Annotated in this window: 12 protein-coding genes; 10 read left to right on the top strand and 2 right to left on the bottom strand. The window is 36.4% G+C overall.

The genetic code is table 11. The features are described from left to right. Positions 1-999 (top strand): O-methyltransferase, encoded by a 999-nt coding sequence (locus IGI72_RS17525; RefSeq protein ID WP_438754993.1) that lies wholly within the window; start codon positions 1-3, stop codon positions 997-999. Here the strand turns inward: IGI72_RS17525 and IGI72_RS17520 are convergent. Beyond that, positions 975-2,099 carry a DNA cytosine methyltransferase gene (locus tag IGI72_RS17520; protein WP_438754991.1) on the bottom strand — a complete coding sequence of 375 codons (1,125 nt, stop codon included), beginning with the start codon at positions 2,097-2,099 and terminating at the stop codon, positions 975-977. The genes IGI72_RS17525 and IGI72_RS17520 overlap by 25 nt on opposite strands. Before the next feature lie 974 nt (positions 2,100-3,073). Here IGI72_RS17520 and IGI72_RS17515 point away from each other — a divergent pair. From IGI72_RS17515 to IGI72_RS17495, 5 genes are all read left to right on the top strand, one after another. After that, positions 3,074-5,002 (top strand): alpha-glucuronidase, encoded by a 1,929-nt coding sequence (locus IGI72_RS17515; RefSeq protein WP_438754989.1) that lies wholly within the window; start codon positions 3,074-3,076, stop codon positions 5,000-5,002. A 140-nt stretch (positions 5,003-5,142) separates the two neighbouring features. Continuing rightward, the gene (locus IGI72_RS17510; RefSeq protein WP_438754987.1) at positions 5,143-6,468 is read left to right on the top strand and encodes an ABC transporter substrate-binding protein; all 1,326 of its coding nucleotides are present in this window, start codon (positions 5,143-5,145) and stop codon (positions 6,466-6,468) included. Positions 6,469-6,559: 91 nt separating this feature from the next. Next, positions 6,560-7,444 (top strand): carbohydrate ABC transporter permease, encoded by an 885-nt coding sequence (locus IGI72_RS17505; protein WP_016621141.1) that lies wholly within the window; start codon positions 6,560-6,562, stop codon positions 7,442-7,444. Continuing rightward, the gene (locus tag IGI72_RS17500; RefSeq protein WP_128433068.1) at positions 7,445-8,320 is read left to right on the top strand and encodes a carbohydrate ABC transporter permease; all 876 of its coding nucleotides are present in this window, start codon (positions 7,445-7,447) and stop codon (positions 8,318-8,320) included. 9 nt (positions 8,321-8,329) lie between these two features. Further along, the gene (locus tag IGI72_RS17495; RefSeq protein ID WP_223597793.1) at positions 8,330-9,010 is read left to right on the top strand and encodes a hypothetical protein; all 681 of its coding nucleotides are present in this window, start codon (positions 8,330-8,332) and stop codon (positions 9,008-9,010) included. A gap of 376 nt (positions 9,011-9,386) precedes the next feature. Here IGI72_RS17495 and IGI72_RS17490 read toward each other — a convergent pair whose 3' ends face one another. Further along, the gene (locus IGI72_RS17490; protein WP_074934213.1) at positions 9,387-10,232 is read right to left on the bottom strand and encodes a helix-turn-helix domain-containing protein; all 846 of its coding nucleotides are present in this window, start codon (positions 10,230-10,232) and stop codon (positions 9,387-9,389) included. Positions 10,233-10,750: 518 nt separating this feature from the next. On the opposite strand from IGI72_RS17490, the gene IGI72_RS17485 reads away from it, so the two are divergent. The 4 genes from IGI72_RS17485 (at position 10,751) to IGI72_RS17470 (ending at position 16,102) form a co-directional block, all read left to right on the top strand. Then, positions 10,751-12,034 (top strand): radical SAM protein, encoded by a 1,284-nt coding sequence (locus IGI72_RS17485; RefSeq protein ID WP_074934212.1) that lies wholly within the window; start codon positions 10,751-10,753, stop codon positions 12,032-12,034. 124 nt (positions 12,035-12,158) lie between these two features. Next, the gene (locus IGI72_RS17480) at positions 12,159-13,346 is read left to right on the top strand and encodes an MFS transporter (protein ID WP_074934211.1); all 1,188 of its coding nucleotides are present in this window, start codon (positions 12,159-12,161) and stop codon (positions 13,344-13,346) included. An 863-nt stretch (positions 13,347-14,209) separates the two neighbouring features. Further along, on the top strand, positions 14,210-15,202 hold the full coding sequence (locus tag IGI72_RS17475; protein ID WP_128489838.1) for an ABC transporter permease: 993 nt from the start codon (positions 14,210-14,212) through the stop codon (positions 15,200-15,202). A 15-nt stretch (positions 15,203-15,217) separates the two neighbouring features. Beyond that, entirely contained in the window at positions 15,218-16,102 is an 885-nt protein-coding gene (locus IGI72_RS17470) for a carbohydrate ABC transporter permease (protein ID WP_010748894.1), read from the top strand. The last annotated feature ends 35 nt before the right edge of the window (positions 16,103-16,137 follow it).

Raw genomic sequence — 16,137 nt, 5'->3', positions numbered from 1 at the left:
ATGTCGGCTCAGCCTTTTTATCATTTAAGACCAAATAAGTTTATAGATAGGCAGGTGTTTTTAAATTCATTGATTAAATTGCAAACATACTTAGATTTTTCTCATTACTGTTATGTAGGTTTTGGATCTTACCAGTTTGATGATTTTAAACTTATGCATAATATTCTAGAAATTAGTAACATGATCTCTTTAGAATGCGATCCTGAAATAAAAAAACGTGCTGAATTTAATAAACCATTCAATTGCATTGAGATAGAATCCACGACTAGTACAAATTTTATAGATTCTTTTGGGCATGATAAAAATAATTATATATTCTGGCTCGATTTTACTAATCCAGCTGATATCGGAAAACAGTTTTCAGATTATTGTTCTTTAATAAATCAATTAGAGGAGGGAGATATTTTAAGGATTACGTTAAACGCTAATCCATCGTCACTTGGCGAAAAAGGAGATAGAAAAGGTGAAGAATTATGGAGAGAGCGATTAGAGGAGCTAAAAACTAGGATAGGACAGTATCTACCGACAGATGTTAGAAATGATCAATTAGCAACAAAAAAATATCCTCTTCTGTTATTATCAGCTTTAAAGAACGCAACAAATCAAACTTTAAAAGAAAGTGCAATTCAAAAATTGTTTCCTGTACCTATACTATCATCGATTTATGCAGATGGACAACAAATGGTAACGTTATCTATTTTAATTTTAGATGATCACAATAAAGAAAAAAATATTTTAGCTTCTCTTTATCCTCAATTTAAACATGATGATATGATTGTAGAAGAAGTAAAAAATCTTGTCTGGAATTTACCAAACAAGATCTCGATCCCTAGTCTAAGTACTAAAGAAATTTTAACAATGAATTCAATGTTACCGGTTAAAGATGCTAAAGAGATCTTGAAAAATGAATTTTCATTCATTTTTGAAGATGAAGAAAAAATTGATAATTATTTGAATTTTTACAAAATCTATCCTTATTTTAGAGAAGTCAGCTTTTGATAAATCGGGAGTAAGACTCCCTCAGCAACTAGTGGTGATACGCTGTTGCCTATTTGACGAAAGCTATGCCAAATAGTTGAGTCAAATTCAAACCAGTCTGGAAAACCTTGTATTCTCGCTGCCTCCCGGGGAGTAATAACTCTGCCTTTTTCATAGTGGATAGGGCGCACAGCTTGATAACTACCTTTATCTGAACCTGTGCCTGCCCTAAGAGTTGGTGCAATTCCCTTAGGATCAAGTTTTTTTGCTTTTGAGACCTTATCCTGAGTTCCATGGGGAATAGACTCAAAACGTTTTCTTACTGATTCTGTATGGATTGTTTTATTAAATCCACTTACAATTTTATTTTCTAGATAATTTGTATGATTTACTGATCTCATTCTCTTAGGGATGTTATTTATTATTCTAGAGAAATAGTAGATGTATTGATTATATATATCTGTATCAATATTTACTTGAGAATCATTAGAATTTAAAATTTCAAGATCAGAGGTTAGACCTGAAAAAGCAGTTTCTATATCAACTAATTCAGATGAAGATACTTTATTTATATTAAAATCCTCTTGTGTTAGCTCTGAAAAACAATTCTTTTTGTACCCTATGAAGAAAACTCTGGTGCGAGAAGTAGGCGCTCCGTAATCTGTTGCTACAACTCTTAATGGAGGTAGTAATTCATAGTCTCGGACGTAATCAAAGGCATTTGATCGTATAATATTATATTTGTTTTGTAAAATACCGGGAACATTTTCTGCCACAAAAAAAGACGGCTGTAATTCAGATACTAGTTTAAAAAAACGAATGAAAAGATCATTTCTAGAATCTGTAACCTCTCCTTTTCCCATATTACTAAAACCTTGGCAAGGGGGGCCACCAATTATACCATCTATAGAATCAGTTTTTAAAAGACTTAGAATATTTTTCCCAGTTAGGCGTTGAACGTCTTCTTGAATATGGAGAGTAGTTGGAAAATTTTTTTTATGACTCTCCATTGCTTTGGGATCTAACTCCACTGCTCCAATGACATGGAATCCAGCTCTTTCTGCTCCTAAGGAAAGTCCTCCAGCTCCAGCAAAGAGATCAATTACTGTAGGTGATTTCATATAGTAACCTCATTTGTAATTTCTAATATGTTCAATCCCTAATTATAACATACTTCTATATTTTTGTATGTTAAAACTGATATTTACATATTAAGTATTGTACAACAGTTATGTTTAATGTTCAGATAGAATAGTATTTTTACTCAGTATAGAAAATAGAAAGGATCGTAATAATTTTTGAGAGTATAATATTGAGCTTTGGACAATCTGGCTTCTATAACAGAAAAACTTAAAGTTGTTAGAATCAAATATCTTTGAGTTTTTTATATAAAATATTTGAATAGATACACCTATAAGTGAATATTTTCGGATTGTATTACAATCTTTATATTTATGTATTAAATTAGAGATGTACTCAAACCAAGATGTATTATAACGAAAAAAGTAATATTTTTGATAACTATCACATAATTACTATAAAACAAAAAACATCTATAAATTTTCTCTGCAAAAAACCATAAATCAATTCTGTTATTAAATCATTTCCCTCGGATTTGGTCTTGCTTTCCAAAACGGGTTTCTATACAATAGAGGGGAATAGAAACCGAATAAAAAAAGGCACCCCGTATCAGAGTTGGCGCTCCAATACGAGGCCTTGAAAAGTCAATTCGCCTGACTAATCAAGTTGCCATAGTCAATACCCTAAGGTATCGACCTGTTTATTGTACCTAATATTCTGTTCTTTTTCTAGTAGGAAAAGCAGATTTTCTGGGATTTTATGCAGGATGCCTTATGCTTATTTCGCTATGTCAAAAGGATTGGACAGTCGTCTAATCCTTTTTTTTGTGTTTCAGATGGGGAAGTTAAAATAACAGGTATTGACACATTTCATTTATAAAATAAAGTGTCAGCAAGCCTCGGTTTCTATTCGTCTATCAAATAATCAAAAAGTTCTGAGGAGGGATTCACATAGAAAGTGAAGTTGCTTGGAAACTGCCGGAAGGGATTTTTTAGATAAAAGAGGGGATGAAGCAATGAGAAAGAAAGACGAGTGTTGGCTAAAAAAGCGTGTAGCAACTGATGTAGTTTCGACATATAGTTTCGAGCAGTCGGACCAATTGACGGATACGATCAAACGAGAGATGCAGTCATTATTTCCAATGTGCCGCTGTGTGGAAGAGACAAATGCAGAGTTATATTTCAAAAAGGCAACGGATGCGCTGCTTGAGGATGAAGGATTTGAGATCAGTCATGAGCACAATCAGACAGTCGTTTATGCGAACACTAGTAAAGGCTGGTTATATGGCTTCTTTGAACTTTACAAGCATGTGATTCGAACCACTGAGTTGCCAGAAAATCTGAGGTCGATTCCCAATCAAGCCATTCGTATGGTCAATCATTGGGATAATTTTGATGGGACGATCGAACGTGGGTACGCTGGAGAATCGATTTTCTTTTCAAAAAATCAGTTTCGGCAAGACCATGAAACGGTACGCGACTATGCGCGTTTCTTAGCTTCCATCGGAATGAATGCGGTTTCTATCAATAACGTGAATGTTCGAGGAGATGCCAAATGGTTTATTACGGAACCGTATTTGATCGAGATTAAAAAGATCGCAGATACATTCGCTGCCTATGGGATTCGGACGTTTTTAAGTATCAACTTTGCGGCACCTTTATCCGTTGGAGGACTAATGACCGCCGATCCGTTAGCTGAGGAAGTTATTGCATTTTGGCAAAAAACAGCAGATACAATCTATCAGGTGATGCCGGATTTTGGTGGGTTTGTAGTCAAAGCTGATTCTGAAGGGGAACCGGGACCGTTTGTTTACGGGCGTGATCATAATGATGGTGCCAATATGCTGGCACGGGCGTTGCAACCCTATGGAGGGCTACTGATATGGCGCTGCTTTGTTTATGATTGTTTACAGGATTGGCGAGATCGCTCAATTGATCGTGCCAAAGCTGCCTACGACCACTTCATGAAATTAGACGGTACGTTTGAGGAAAATGTTATTTTACAGATTAAAAATGGACCGATTGATTTTCAAGTACGGGAACCCGTGACGCCGCTTTTTGGCGCGTTAAAACACACCAATCAAATGTTGGAATTCCAAGTGACGCAAGAGTATACCGGACAACAAAAGCACATTTGCTGCTTACTACCGATGTGGAAAGATGTGCTAGATTTTGATACGAAGCATCCACTTGAACACGCCACAGTAAAGAAGATTCTACCAGAGCAAAGTCCAAATCCTAAATACTCTGGCGTGGCAGCAGTCGTCAATGTCGGCATGGATGATAATTGGACCGGACACAAGCTAGCGCAAGCGAACCTTTTTGGCTATGGCAGATTGATTTGGAACAATGAATTAAGCACGGAAGCTATCCTTTGTGAATGGATCGATTTGTCCTTTGAGTTAGATGATTCTGCTAAAAAACGACTACTTGCAATCCTAGCGACGTCCTATCAGACCTATGAAAATTATACTGCCCCGCTAGGTATCGGTTTTATGGTTCGTCCCAATCATCACTATGGTCCTGATGTCGATGGCTACGAATATGATAGATGGGGGACGTATCACTTTGCGGATAGAAAGGGCACCGGCTATGTAAGGCAGTATGCGGATGCTTGGTGTGAAACATACGAAAATGTAGAAACTTGCCCAGATGAACTTGTCTTATTTTTCCACCATCTGCCATACGACCATGTCTTACTAAGCGGCAAAACGATCATTCAACATATCTATGACACGCATTTCGAAGGCTATGAAAAAGTAGAAGAATATGTTACCGAGTGGGCTTCCTTACAGGGACAAATTGATGAAGAAAGTTATCAAAACGTCGCCGAACGATTGCAAGAACAAGTTCGTTCTGCTAGAGATTGGCGGGATCAAATCAACACGTATTTTTATCGTAAAAGCGGCATTCCAGATGCACATGGACGTCAAATTTATGCGTAGAAAGAGAATCTAGTGCTAGGTTTCAAAGAAGAAATAGACCGTTTAGATCACTAAGAAAAAAGATTTCAACCAGAGGTAAATTTTTTTGTAATATAAGTTAGTTTATCCAACTTACTAAAAAAGAATCAGGAGGAAGAGTGATGAAAAAATGGAAAAAACAATTGATAGTGGTAGGTTCTTTGCTTTCGATATCGTTGGTGTTGGCTGGATGCAATGCTGGGAGGAAAAAGACTGAGACAACGGGGAGTGGTGATCGAGTAGAAATCAGCTTTAGTTGGTGGGGAAATGACGATCGCCACCAGGCAACCCAAGAGATGATCGCTCATTTTGAAAAGGAGCATCCTGAAATTGCAGTAAAAGGAGAGCCGAACGGCTTTGGCGATTTGGATCAAGCCTTCACGACGAGGTATGCTGGCAATACTTTGGCGGATATCACGACTTTACTCTACAATTGGGTGCCGCAATTCGGACAAAATGACGGGTTTTATGATCTTAATACAATCGATAGTTTGGATCTGTCCACCTATGATCCTGATTTTTTGGCATTCGGACAAGTTGATGGAAAGCAGGTTGCCGTTCCTTATGGGGAAAATACTTTAGTTATGTATTTAAACAAATCCGAATATGAAAGACATGGTATTGATGTCACTACGTTGAAGACGTGGGACGATTATGTGGAAGCCGCTAAGAAGTTACCAGAAGGGACCTTTTGTGTCGTATCCCCAACTTGGCGTTTTCCAGTAACCATTTGGTTGCAACAAAAGACTGGAACGTCTGAGTTTGATGAACAAGGAAATATGAACTGGACAGAACAAGACTATTTAGAAGCGATGACTTGGTATAAGGAAATGGCAGATGCTGGGGTCTTCGTTTCAAGACAAGATTATTTAGAAAACGTCGGCTCAGAACCGGTATCCTTAGCCACCAACAAAAAGTGGATTGAAGGACAATATGCGGGCGGCATCGATTGGAATGCCAGTATGTCTTCTAATTATGAAGCATTGAAAGAAGTAGGGGATGAAATGGTCGTCGTTGACTACCCAATCGCAGAAGGCGGCACCGAGGTGAATTTAATGTCGAAACCTTCACTGCTTTTTGCCGTTCGGAAAAATGTTGAACATCCAGAAGAAGTAGGCACATTTCTAAATGAATTTTTAAATGGCGAGGAAGCAAATAAAATTTTGGGTCTTTCCAGAGGGATTCCTGCTTCAAGCAAAGCGATCGAAACGTTGATGGAAGATGGAAAATTATCAGGTGTGATGAAAGAAGGCTTTGAGTACGCCCAAAGTGTCGCAAAAATCAACCAAACACCGTTCTATGAAGATGGTACCTTAACGACTATTTACACTGCAGAAATGGAAGCTGTCGAATTAGGACGAACGGATTTAGAAACAGCTGCTCGCAACGTCTACACGAAAACAAAAGAACAAGCCGAAAAGCTTGCGAAAGACTATAAATTGCAATAGGCAACTATCCGCATGCTTTATGGGAGTGAATGGCTTCTGTTTGCTTCCATGAAGTGTCGTGAATCGTTGTCAAAAAGATTGGAGGGATTTTATGAAAAAGGAAAAAGTGGGCTTGATCTATGTAACCCCTTGGCTGATTGGCTTTTTACTGTTGACCGCTTGGCCGATCTTGTCCTCATTTTATTACTCACTGACCGATTATTCTTTGGCTCGTGTCGGACAGACACCTGCATTTTTAGGCATTCAAAATTATGTGAATCTCTTTAAGGATCAAACGTTTCTTGATTCGATGCGGGCGACATTAATTTATACAGTGTTTACTGTGCCTTTTCAACTAGGGTTTGCGTTGTTCGTTGCGTTTATCCTGAATTTCAAATTAAAAGCCATCAATTTCTATCGGACGGCGTATTATATTCCCTCGATTCTAGGAGGAAACGTGGCCGTTGGTGTGCTTTGGCGATCAATGTTTCAACCAGAAGGTTTGGTGAATATTTTTCTAGGAACCGTTGGCATCGAGCCAATTAACTGGTTATCGACACCTACAGGCGCAATGGTCGTCTTGATTCTCTTGAAAGTGTGGCAATTTGGTTCCTCAATGTTGATTTTCTTAGCTGCATTGAAGGAAATCCCCCAGGATTTGTATGAGTCCTCGAGTTTGGACGGCGCATCAAGGGTGACCCAGTTTTTCAAAATTACGATTCCTTTGATCACACCAACCATTTTTTTCAACTTAGTGATGCAACTGAACAATGCCTTTCAAGAATTTAACGGTCCTTTTATTGTCACCGGTCGTGGTCCCCTCAATGCCACGTATCTGTCCTCGATGTTTATTTATGATAAAGCATTTAAAGAATTTGATATGGGCTACGCAAGTGCGGCAAGTTGGGTGTTGTTTGCGTTGATTGTTTGTTCAACGGTTCTTCTTTTCACGAGCCAAAAACGATGGGTCTATTATTCTGATGGAGGTGGGAAATAAATGGAGGCAACCCCTGTAGCATCTGCAAAAAAGAAGCACTCGAATAAGTATGGTCAAGCACTGATTCGCTATGTTTTGTTGACGGTCGTTGCACTGATTATGCTGTATCCAATTATTTGGATGGTTGGAGCGTCCTTCAAAACGAACACAGAGATTTTCACATCAATCGGCTTCATTCCTTCAACGATTGATTTCCAAGCATATATTGATGGTTGGAACACCAAGGGCGATTATACGTTCACCTTGTATTTTATCAATACCTTTAAATACGTCATTCCAAAGATTCTTTTTACCGTTGTCTCGGCGACTCTTACAGCCTATGGGTTTGCTCGGTTTGACTTTCCATTCAAGAAAATCATGTTCTCGTTGTTAATGGCAACGATGTTTTTACCTCAAGTCGTAACCAGAATCCCCTTGTATCTCTTCTGGAATCGCTTGGATCTATTAGATACGTATGTTCCGTTACTGGCCAATTCATTTTTAGGACAAGAACCCTTCTTCGTGTTCATGATGATCCAGTTTATGCGTTCAATTCCACGGGATCTCGATGAAGCAGCGATCGTTGACGGTTGTTCTTCTTTCGGTGTTCTCTGGCGTGTCCTGATTCCGGCATTAAAACCTGCCCTGATTTCTTGTGTGATTTTTCAATTCGTTTGGAGTTTCAGTGATTTCTTAGGTCCATTGATTTATATCACTTCACAAGACAAATTCCCAGTATCTCTTGCGTTGCGGCTCAACGTTGACCCATCTACTAATACCCCATGGAATCAAGTGTTTGCAATGTCGGTGATCTCATTATTGCCAGCAATCATCTTATTCTTCAGCGCGCAAAAGTATTTTGTCGAAGGTGTCACAAGTTCGGGTATCAAAGGATAGGAGGTAAGTATGAATCCTTTCTTTCACGCTATTTCTGAGTGGACCGTTACCATCGTCCACTCAGCCTATCGGCTTTTGGTTTATCAGCTGTATTTCATCCTGTCGAATAGTTTACTCCTGATGCACTTGTTTTTTCTTCGATTGACTCTGAATAATATTGTCTTCTTTTGGGTACCCCTAGTATTTTTAATTGCAAGTCTGTCCGCTCAATTCGGCTTATTTAACAACCCAGAGCATTTATCGAATACAAAGAACTATTTTCAGTACTATCGAGAATGCTTGAAGAAAAACTGGGGATTATATTTCTTGTATTCTCTGATCATTCTCTTGATCCTCTTTGGACTGAAAATACTGATATTATATCAACGCTCTGTTATGTTTTTGCCATTTGTCCTTACGAGCTGTTTTTTATTAAGCAGTATGCTCTTTGTCTTACTGATCTCAAGCGATTCTCGCGTCGCTCAAATCCCATTTAAGAAGAAAATAGAATGGTCATTGCTGATAAGCTACCGATTGCCTTCAGTCACTGTTTATAATAGTGCATTTATTGGACTGTCAATTTTCTTAATGCAGTATTTCTCTTTGGCGTATCTTTGTTTTCTTAGTGGTGTAATCAATTACGGCGTGTATCGTAATTTGATTCGACGATTTTCACTTGATTTGTTTTTTGAGGAGTGGGTAATTGCGTGAAGAAACAAATTTTTGTATTCGCAAATCGTTGAAATGGATTTATCATTTATTAGATTTTGATTGAATATTTATATCCTAATATTTATTAATCAATTCATAAATAAGCACTTTAAATAATTTGAATTAATAATATTTCTAACTCCTTATGAGAGGTTAATTAATTTCCATCGTATCCCTTAAAATGATAGGAAGATGAATAATTTTAGGAGCTTTCGAATATTCTAACTTAGTATATAAATCTGTCATAATTGCAGAAATAATTGAAAATCCCGGAATTTTATTTATCTAGAAAAAAGAGTTGTAAAATAATTTTTCTATGATTATAGATAGTAAGCAGCTAGTAGAACTAGCAAAATCATGAAGCATTTTGACGGTCTTAAAAGAATAAATTGCGCTCACTTTCAATTAGCTCGTAAGTTAAATTGTCTTCAAACAATTTAGTAATATGAAGTGATTTCTCAAGTAATTGGTTATCTTTTGTCATAAAACTCTTGCGTGCAATTGCTAAAGCATAGTAGTCATAACGTTTTATAATTTTCGCAAGATTAATGGCGTGTTCAACTGTTTCTTTTGCATAAACTAAATGGTGCTTTTGAAGACATAGCAAAGTAATATTCAAATATATTGCACATTGTAAGGAACTTGTATTCTCTAAAGGATCATAACGCTTTAATTGATCTATTAACTGGTTAGAGATAGTAATAGCTGTTTCAAGTGGGAACATATATAAACAGCAATTAATTAATTTGATGTCATCAATATTCCACCAAGAATATTTTTGAATTTGTTCCCATGGCACAGAGAGAATGATTTTTGGGAGACAAGGAATATCTTTTTCTTCATTTGCTGAAAGCTCAACAAGTGAGTCTATAACATAAATTAGTAATTCGATTGTTTTACTGAAAGATTTTTCTTGGAAAGCTAAGCAATCTTTTTTTAAATCGAGTAAAATTGTAGTTTTTTGATTTGAAAAAAGAGAGAAGAATTGATTGAGGATTTGTTGCTTTTCATTTAACTGGTACCTTTGATTGATAAAGATAAATTCATTGAAACTGAGGTCTATTCTGTGTAAGAGTTCGACAAAAATATTTATAGAAGGAATTAATTTTCCGTTCTCAAATTTAGATAATGTAGTTCTTGAAATTAAGTTTTTGCAAACTTCAGATTGTGTTATACCTTTACTCTTTCTAGTTTCACGATAAGTCAATCCTAATCCATCCATAAGCCCCTCCTAAAAAATAATGTGATTATAGTTTACAAAGTAAAAATTATTATGTCAATCCAGTATAGTGAAGAACATAACAAGTGTGAATCTCATATTTTGTAAAGGAGGAAAGTTACTCTTGAATATTAATAAATTTATTTTGAGTATATCTATTTTTACAGGGTGGTTAATTGGTGGCTGAAATTTATCGTTTTTGTTATTTAGTGTTAAAACACTTTATATAAAATAATTTTAGGAGGAAAGAATATGACAAAACCGACTTTTTTAAATGTAAGTACTTCAAAAGTAGTTTCACTTCCGTTAGGTATGACCCCTAAACGTTGTGCACAAGGCAGAGTTTAAAACAGAGCATTAGAGCGGTATATCGTAGAAGGTAATTTATTTTTTATGGAGACAAATGTTAGTCGGAAAATAAGTTTTGTGTTTATTTATCTTAAATGTGTAAGATAAGTAAATAAGAAACTGTTTTCCGATTATTTTTAATATATTACTGAAAGATAGGAGACGGAAGTATAATGTACGTATCTCTTAAAAATAATAATTTTCTATTAGAACAGCCAGATGGAGTGCTTTTTTCGTATGTTATTAATGGTGCTAGACTGTTAGTACAGGTTAATGATAGCGCAGAGTTTATTTTGTGTAAGTTAAATGGTTTACATAAAATTAATGATATAGTGAAATTTCTTGCTAAAAAATACCAAGAAAATGAGCATGAAGTAGAAATTATGGTAAATGATTTTATAAATGAATTAAGAGACAATAATCTTATAGAAGAACATGATGTTCCTGTAAAAAAAGCAATAAAAAAAGGAATTAGAGATTACTACACACCAGAACATGTTACTATGGAATTAACACATAACTGTCCCTTGAAATGTAAACATTGTTTTGTCAATGCAGGCATTGGAAGAGAAATACCCGCGGATAAATGTATGCAATTATTAAAAGAACTATTAAATATAGGTACTAGAACATTCCAATTAACAGGGGGGGAACCTTTTTCTTACCAAAGTATTGATCAAATAATCGAAATTTTAATCGCCGAAGGTGCAAATATACATATTTCTACCAGCGGTTATATACTAAATAAAAAAGTGAAAAAATGCTTGGAAATGTTGCTTGATAGTAACTCTCCTTTAATACAAGTATCAATAGATGGTCAAGAAAATACACATAATTCTATACGAGGCAAAAACGATGCATATGACAACACAATTAAGTTTATAAAATATTCAGTATCAAAAAATATACCGATTATTGTTGCCACGACTTTAATTGATCAAACTTTCGAGGAAATAGATGGACTTGTTTTGGAATTAAAAAATCTTGGAGTGAAGCAAGTTAGACTTGGGATTATTACAAATCAAGGCAGAGCAACAACAAATAATTTGAATAGTTATAGTATTAAAGATTATCAAGAAACATTGGTTAGCCTGAAAGAAATATATGATGATGAGGTATTTCAAGTCGAAGAATTAGAAGAAAGCTTGAACAGTTTGAAAAGCTGTGGAGCCGGATATAAAACAATTAAAATAACGCCTTATATGACTGTCACTCCATGTGCAATGATGCAATTAAATATTGGAAACCTGAACAGGGAGTCATTACCAGAAATTTTGAAGCGGAGCTATAGAAATTTTTCAAGATTAGAATTTCCTCAAGATACTTTTTGCAGTGGATGTCCCGAAGAAGAATATTGCCATGATTGTATTTCTGAATCCATAATCAGAAAAAATAATGTAGACAATTGTCTATGGGAGCAAAGTCAGCAGGATATATTATGTGCATTAAAAAAATGATGAGGTACAAAATAAAGGAGGCCCCACAAATGAATCAGACAAAATAAAATCCTTTACTTAGCAAATGGCGATCAATAACTAGAAAAACGAGCAATCGTTATTTCTAAGTAAAGGTGGAAAACAAATGAAGAAGAATCAGGGATTTACCCAATTGATCATTGGCCAAACAGTGGCGAATGTGGGGGATACTATTTATATTGTGGCAATTATCAGTTCTATTTTTAGCTGGACAGACTCTGCTTTGGCAGCGGCGCTTGTCCCGGTGCTAGTAACAGGAGGCGGTGTCATTTCCGGCTTTCTCTCACCTGTCATCACGAGTTATTTTCGCTTAGAACAAGTGCTGAAGGTCAGCCAGATGTGCAAAACAGCCTTACTCTTTTTTATGACCGCGTATCTCTATTTGAAAGCTGAAACGATGAATCTATTGGTTTTATATTGCCTTGTCGCATTGATTTCGTTTTTGGACGGCTGTTCAGAACCAATTAGCCGTGCCTTGATCCCGAAATATGTGGAAAAGCATCGCCTCGTCAAAGCCAATGGAATATTCAATTCGATGCTTCAAACAGTCAACATCGGCAGCTGGGCGATCGGCACCTCCTTGCTGCTGGTATTTTCTGTTCATCAGTTGGTTTTATTAGACAGCTTTCTGTTTCTAAGTGCCTCGATAGTATTAGCGTTTTTGCCTAGAACGACTCGAGAAAAAAACGAAAAGCAGCCATTAGGACACCAGTTGTTTATTGGTTGGCGCTGGATTATGAAAGATCCTCTTGTTCGGGTAATCGTTGGCATGGACATGCTGGAAAGTATCGCCAATACAGCCTGGGTGTCCGCGATTGTGTTAGTATTCGTCCGAGAAGTGATGCAGGCACCTGATGCTTGGTGGGGCTATATCAACGCCACTTATTTTGTTGGTGCGTTGCTAGGAAGTGCGCTGGTGATGCGATTTTCCGAGCGGTTTGATAAAAACAAACGAACAGCGATTGTAATGGGCGCTGTCTTAGGCGGACTGATCACCGTTGCCGTTGCCCTATCAGGCGACCGCTTTTTGATTCTAGGATTATCCATTTTAATCGGGCTCTTTTCCCAGATCAAAAATATTCCACAAGCCTCATTAATCCAACAAAAAGTAGCAGCCGATCGATTGGTTGCCATCTACGCTGCCTCAGGCATCTTAAATTCCGGTGTTTTTGCTTTATTCACCTTGTTGATGGGACAGGTAGCAGATGTTTTTGATGTACGGTGGGTGTTTGTTCTTTCCGGCAGTTTATTGCTTCTAGTGGGGCTGATTGCAGGGAAGCTTAAAATCAGTTAAAAGTAAGAGAGATAGTAGTCAAGAGAAACTCTTTTTTACTAGGTCCTATAAGACAAAACTAGCTTTAACGGTTAGCTTAGGTAAAGGCACGTACAGGAAGATGAAAAAGTAATCACAGCTAGTTAGGAACAGTCCCTGACTAGCTTTTTGCGTAGTGATCTAAACGCTCTTACATCAAGAATACAATGATTATTGTAGATTTGATCAGTAGCTGATCACAGATCATTCATATGCAAAAGCATTTCGTAGCTGAATGTTGAGATTGACTAAGTATGGGGCTGCTATAGGAGGAAAGCGCAAGCATCTCTATATAAAACTTGATTACTTGAAAGAAAAGCTTTGTATTGATTTGGAGTAAATTCACAATTTTTTTGAAAATCTTTAGTTTTCCAAGATTCTCCTAAAAAGCTCATCTAACAGCTCTTAACCTTATATACATTTACATATCTAACTCTTATCTTTTCGCTTTTAGTTAGTTAAAACGCAAAAAATAAATGTGAATCCGAGCTATTTTTAAATAATTAACTAGATAATCTTCCGATTGGAACGGTTAAACAGTGAATGATTGTTAGAAAAGAGATTAGGGAATGCAAGTTGTGATAAGTAAACTCATAAAAGAAGAATGCTAGAAAAGTAGAGAAAAATAGGATTAATGAAATAATCGAGATCCTTATTTTTTAACAATTTTCGAAAACCATAAATGAATTGAAGGAAGCTTAGTGTGGGTGAAAGAATAATTACAAAAAAATATTGACTTAAAAAAATGGCTATGGTAATCTATAAACGAAAATAGTGGGAACGTTTCCAAAATGCATCTTCGTTAAATTTTTATTTTTTTAAACAAAAATGGAAACGTTTCTAAAATGTATTGGGAGGAGATTGAATTGGAAAAGACATTGGGACCAGGTGGTGAGATAAGGGCGGTACAACCGGATAAAAAAAATATCTCGAAGTGGGAAAAATTAAAGAAACAATTGCGACGTGATAAGTGGATGTACTTGTTGCTCTTACCAGGTATCATCATGACGTTTATCTTTAAGTATGTGCCAATGTACGGTGCTGTGATTGCATTTAAAGACTATAATCCTATGCTAGGAATTTTGGAAAGTCCTTGGGTAGGACTAGATCACTTTAGGGAATTTATCAGTTCACCAAATTTTACGCTTTTGCTGAGCAACACATTAAAAATTAGCATTTATGGTTTATTGTTAGGTTTTTTTCCACCAATTATTTTAGCACTGAGCTTGAATCAAATTATCAATAAAAAAATAAAACAGAAAATCCAGTTGATTCTATATGCGCCGAATTTTATCTCAGTAGTTATTATCGTGGGGATGCTGTTTTTGTTCCTATCCGCAAATGGACCTATTAATGGGTTAGTAGAAAAGGTTACGGGGCAACCAATTATGTTCATGTCTAATCCAGCTTATTTCAGAACGATTTATATTTTATCGGGAATTTGGCAAGGAATCGGCTGGTCATCCATTCTTTACACCGCAACACTGGCGGGAGTCAGTACCGATTTATATGAGGCAGCAAATATCGATGGGGCAAATATTTTACAAAAGATTTGGCATATCGATTTGCCTGCATTGAGGCCTGTGATGGTGATCAGCTTCATCTTGGCCGCCGGCGGTATTATGAATGTAGGATATGAAAAAGCCTACTTGATGCAAACTTCAATGAACATCCCTGCATCAGAAATCATTTCCACTTATGTATACAAAGTCGGCTTGCAATCAGGTGATTATGCCTACTCTGCTGCTGTTGGTCTGTTCAATATGATTATTAATGTCGTTTTATTACTGATTGTCAACAATATAACCAAGCGGCTAAACGATGGTCAAGGCTTGTAATGAAAGGAGAAAATTATGAATAGTGCTTTATCAAAAATCGACCGTCAAATCTTATGGTTGAATCGAGTGATTGTAACTTTTTTAGTCGTCATCACCATTGTTCCGCTGATTTATGTACTGGTAGCTTCTTTTATGGACCCAGCTACTTTGATCAATAAAGGTATAAGCTTCAATCCGAAAGATTGGACAATACAAGGATATCAACGGGTATTTGCAGATGATTCCATTTTACGCGGTTTTGTAAATTCGTTGTTTTACTCTTTTAGCTTCAGCTTATTGACTGTATTTATTACGATGATCACTGCGTATCCTTTATCTCGACCTAACTTGGCTGGGAAAAAGATTATTATGACTTTTTTTGTCATTACAATGTTCGTTGGTGGCGGCTTGATACCTACCTATTTATTGGTAAAGAACTTGGGCATGTTAGATAGTGTATGGGCGATTATCATACCAGGTGCTATAAATGTGTGGAATATTATCTTAGCGCGTACCTATTTTAGTGCTTTGCCAAAAGAACTTTCTGAAGCTGCTACTATCGATGGCGCCAATGACTTGCAAATACTGTTCAAAGTCATGCTTCCATTAGCTAAACCAATTATGTTCGTATTGTTTTTATATGCCTTTGTTGGGCAATGGAACTCATATTTTGATGCCATGATCTATATCAAAGATCCCGACTTACAGCCGTTGCAACTCGTATTAAGAAATATTTTGATCCAAAACCAACCCTCACAAGACATGGTGGGAGCCAATACAGCCATGGCAGAAATGAAACAAATTGCTGAGTTGATCAAATACGCAACGATCGTCATTTCTAGTCTGCCATTAATCATAATGTATCCTTTCTTCCAAAAATACTTTGATAAAGGTGTTTTAGTTGGTTCTGTTAAAGGGTAAGAATTGTTCACTATTTGTATGAATAAAAATTATAA

It is taken from the genome of Enterococcus sp. DIV1059_2 (assembly GCF_051713685.1).
Lineage (GTDB): Bacteria > Bacillota > Bacilli > Lactobacillales > Enterococcaceae > Enterococcus_D > Enterococcus_D casseliflavus.
The sequence above is the reverse complement of the archived record's forward strand: the minus strand, read 5'-3'. Positions and strand labels throughout refer to the sequence as shown.

Bases quoted from the DNA above. Each gene is read 5' to 3' on its own strand.
- IGI72_RS17525 (WP_438754993.1), top strand. From the start codon at position 1: ATGTCGGCTCAGCCTTTTTATCATTTAAGACCAAATAAGTTTATAGAT.
- IGI72_RS17520 (WP_438754991.1), bottom strand. From the start codon at position 2,099: ATGAAATCACCTACAGTAATTGATCTCTTTGCTGGAGCTGGAGGACTT.
- IGI72_RS17515 (WP_438754989.1), top strand. From the start codon at position 3,074: ATGAGAAAGAAAGACGAGTGTTGGCTAAAAAAGCGTGTAGCAACTGAT.
- IGI72_RS17510 (WP_438754987.1), top strand. From the start codon at position 5,143: ATGAAAAAATGGAAAAAACAATTGATAGTGGTAGGTTCTTTGCTTTCG.
- IGI72_RS17505 (WP_016621141.1), top strand. From the start codon at position 6,560: ATGAAAAAGGAAAAAGTGGGCTTGATCTATGTAACCCCTTGGCTGATT.
- IGI72_RS17500 (WP_128433068.1), top strand. From the start codon at position 7,445: ATGGAGGCAACCCCTGTAGCATCTGCAAAAAAGAAGCACTCGAATAAG.
- IGI72_RS17495 (WP_223597793.1), top strand. From the start codon at position 8,330: ATGAATCCTTTCTTTCACGCTATTTCTGAGTGGACCGTTACCATCGTC.
- IGI72_RS17490 (WP_074934213.1), bottom strand. From the start codon at position 10,232: ATGGATGGATTAGGATTGACTTATCGTGAAACTAGAAAGAGTAAAGGT.
- IGI72_RS17485 (WP_074934212.1), top strand. From the start codon at position 10,751: ATGTACGTATCTCTTAAAAATAATAATTTTCTATTAGAACAGCCAGAT.
- IGI72_RS17480 (WP_074934211.1), top strand. From the start codon at position 12,159: ATGAAGAAGAATCAGGGATTTACCCAATTGATCATTGGCCAAACAGTG.
- IGI72_RS17475 (WP_128489838.1), top strand. From the start codon at position 14,210: ATGTATTGGGAGGAGATTGAATTGGAAAAGACATTGGGACCAGGTGGT.
- IGI72_RS17470 (WP_010748894.1), top strand. From the start codon at position 15,218: ATGAATAGTGCTTTATCAAAAATCGACCGTCAAATCTTATGGTTGAAT.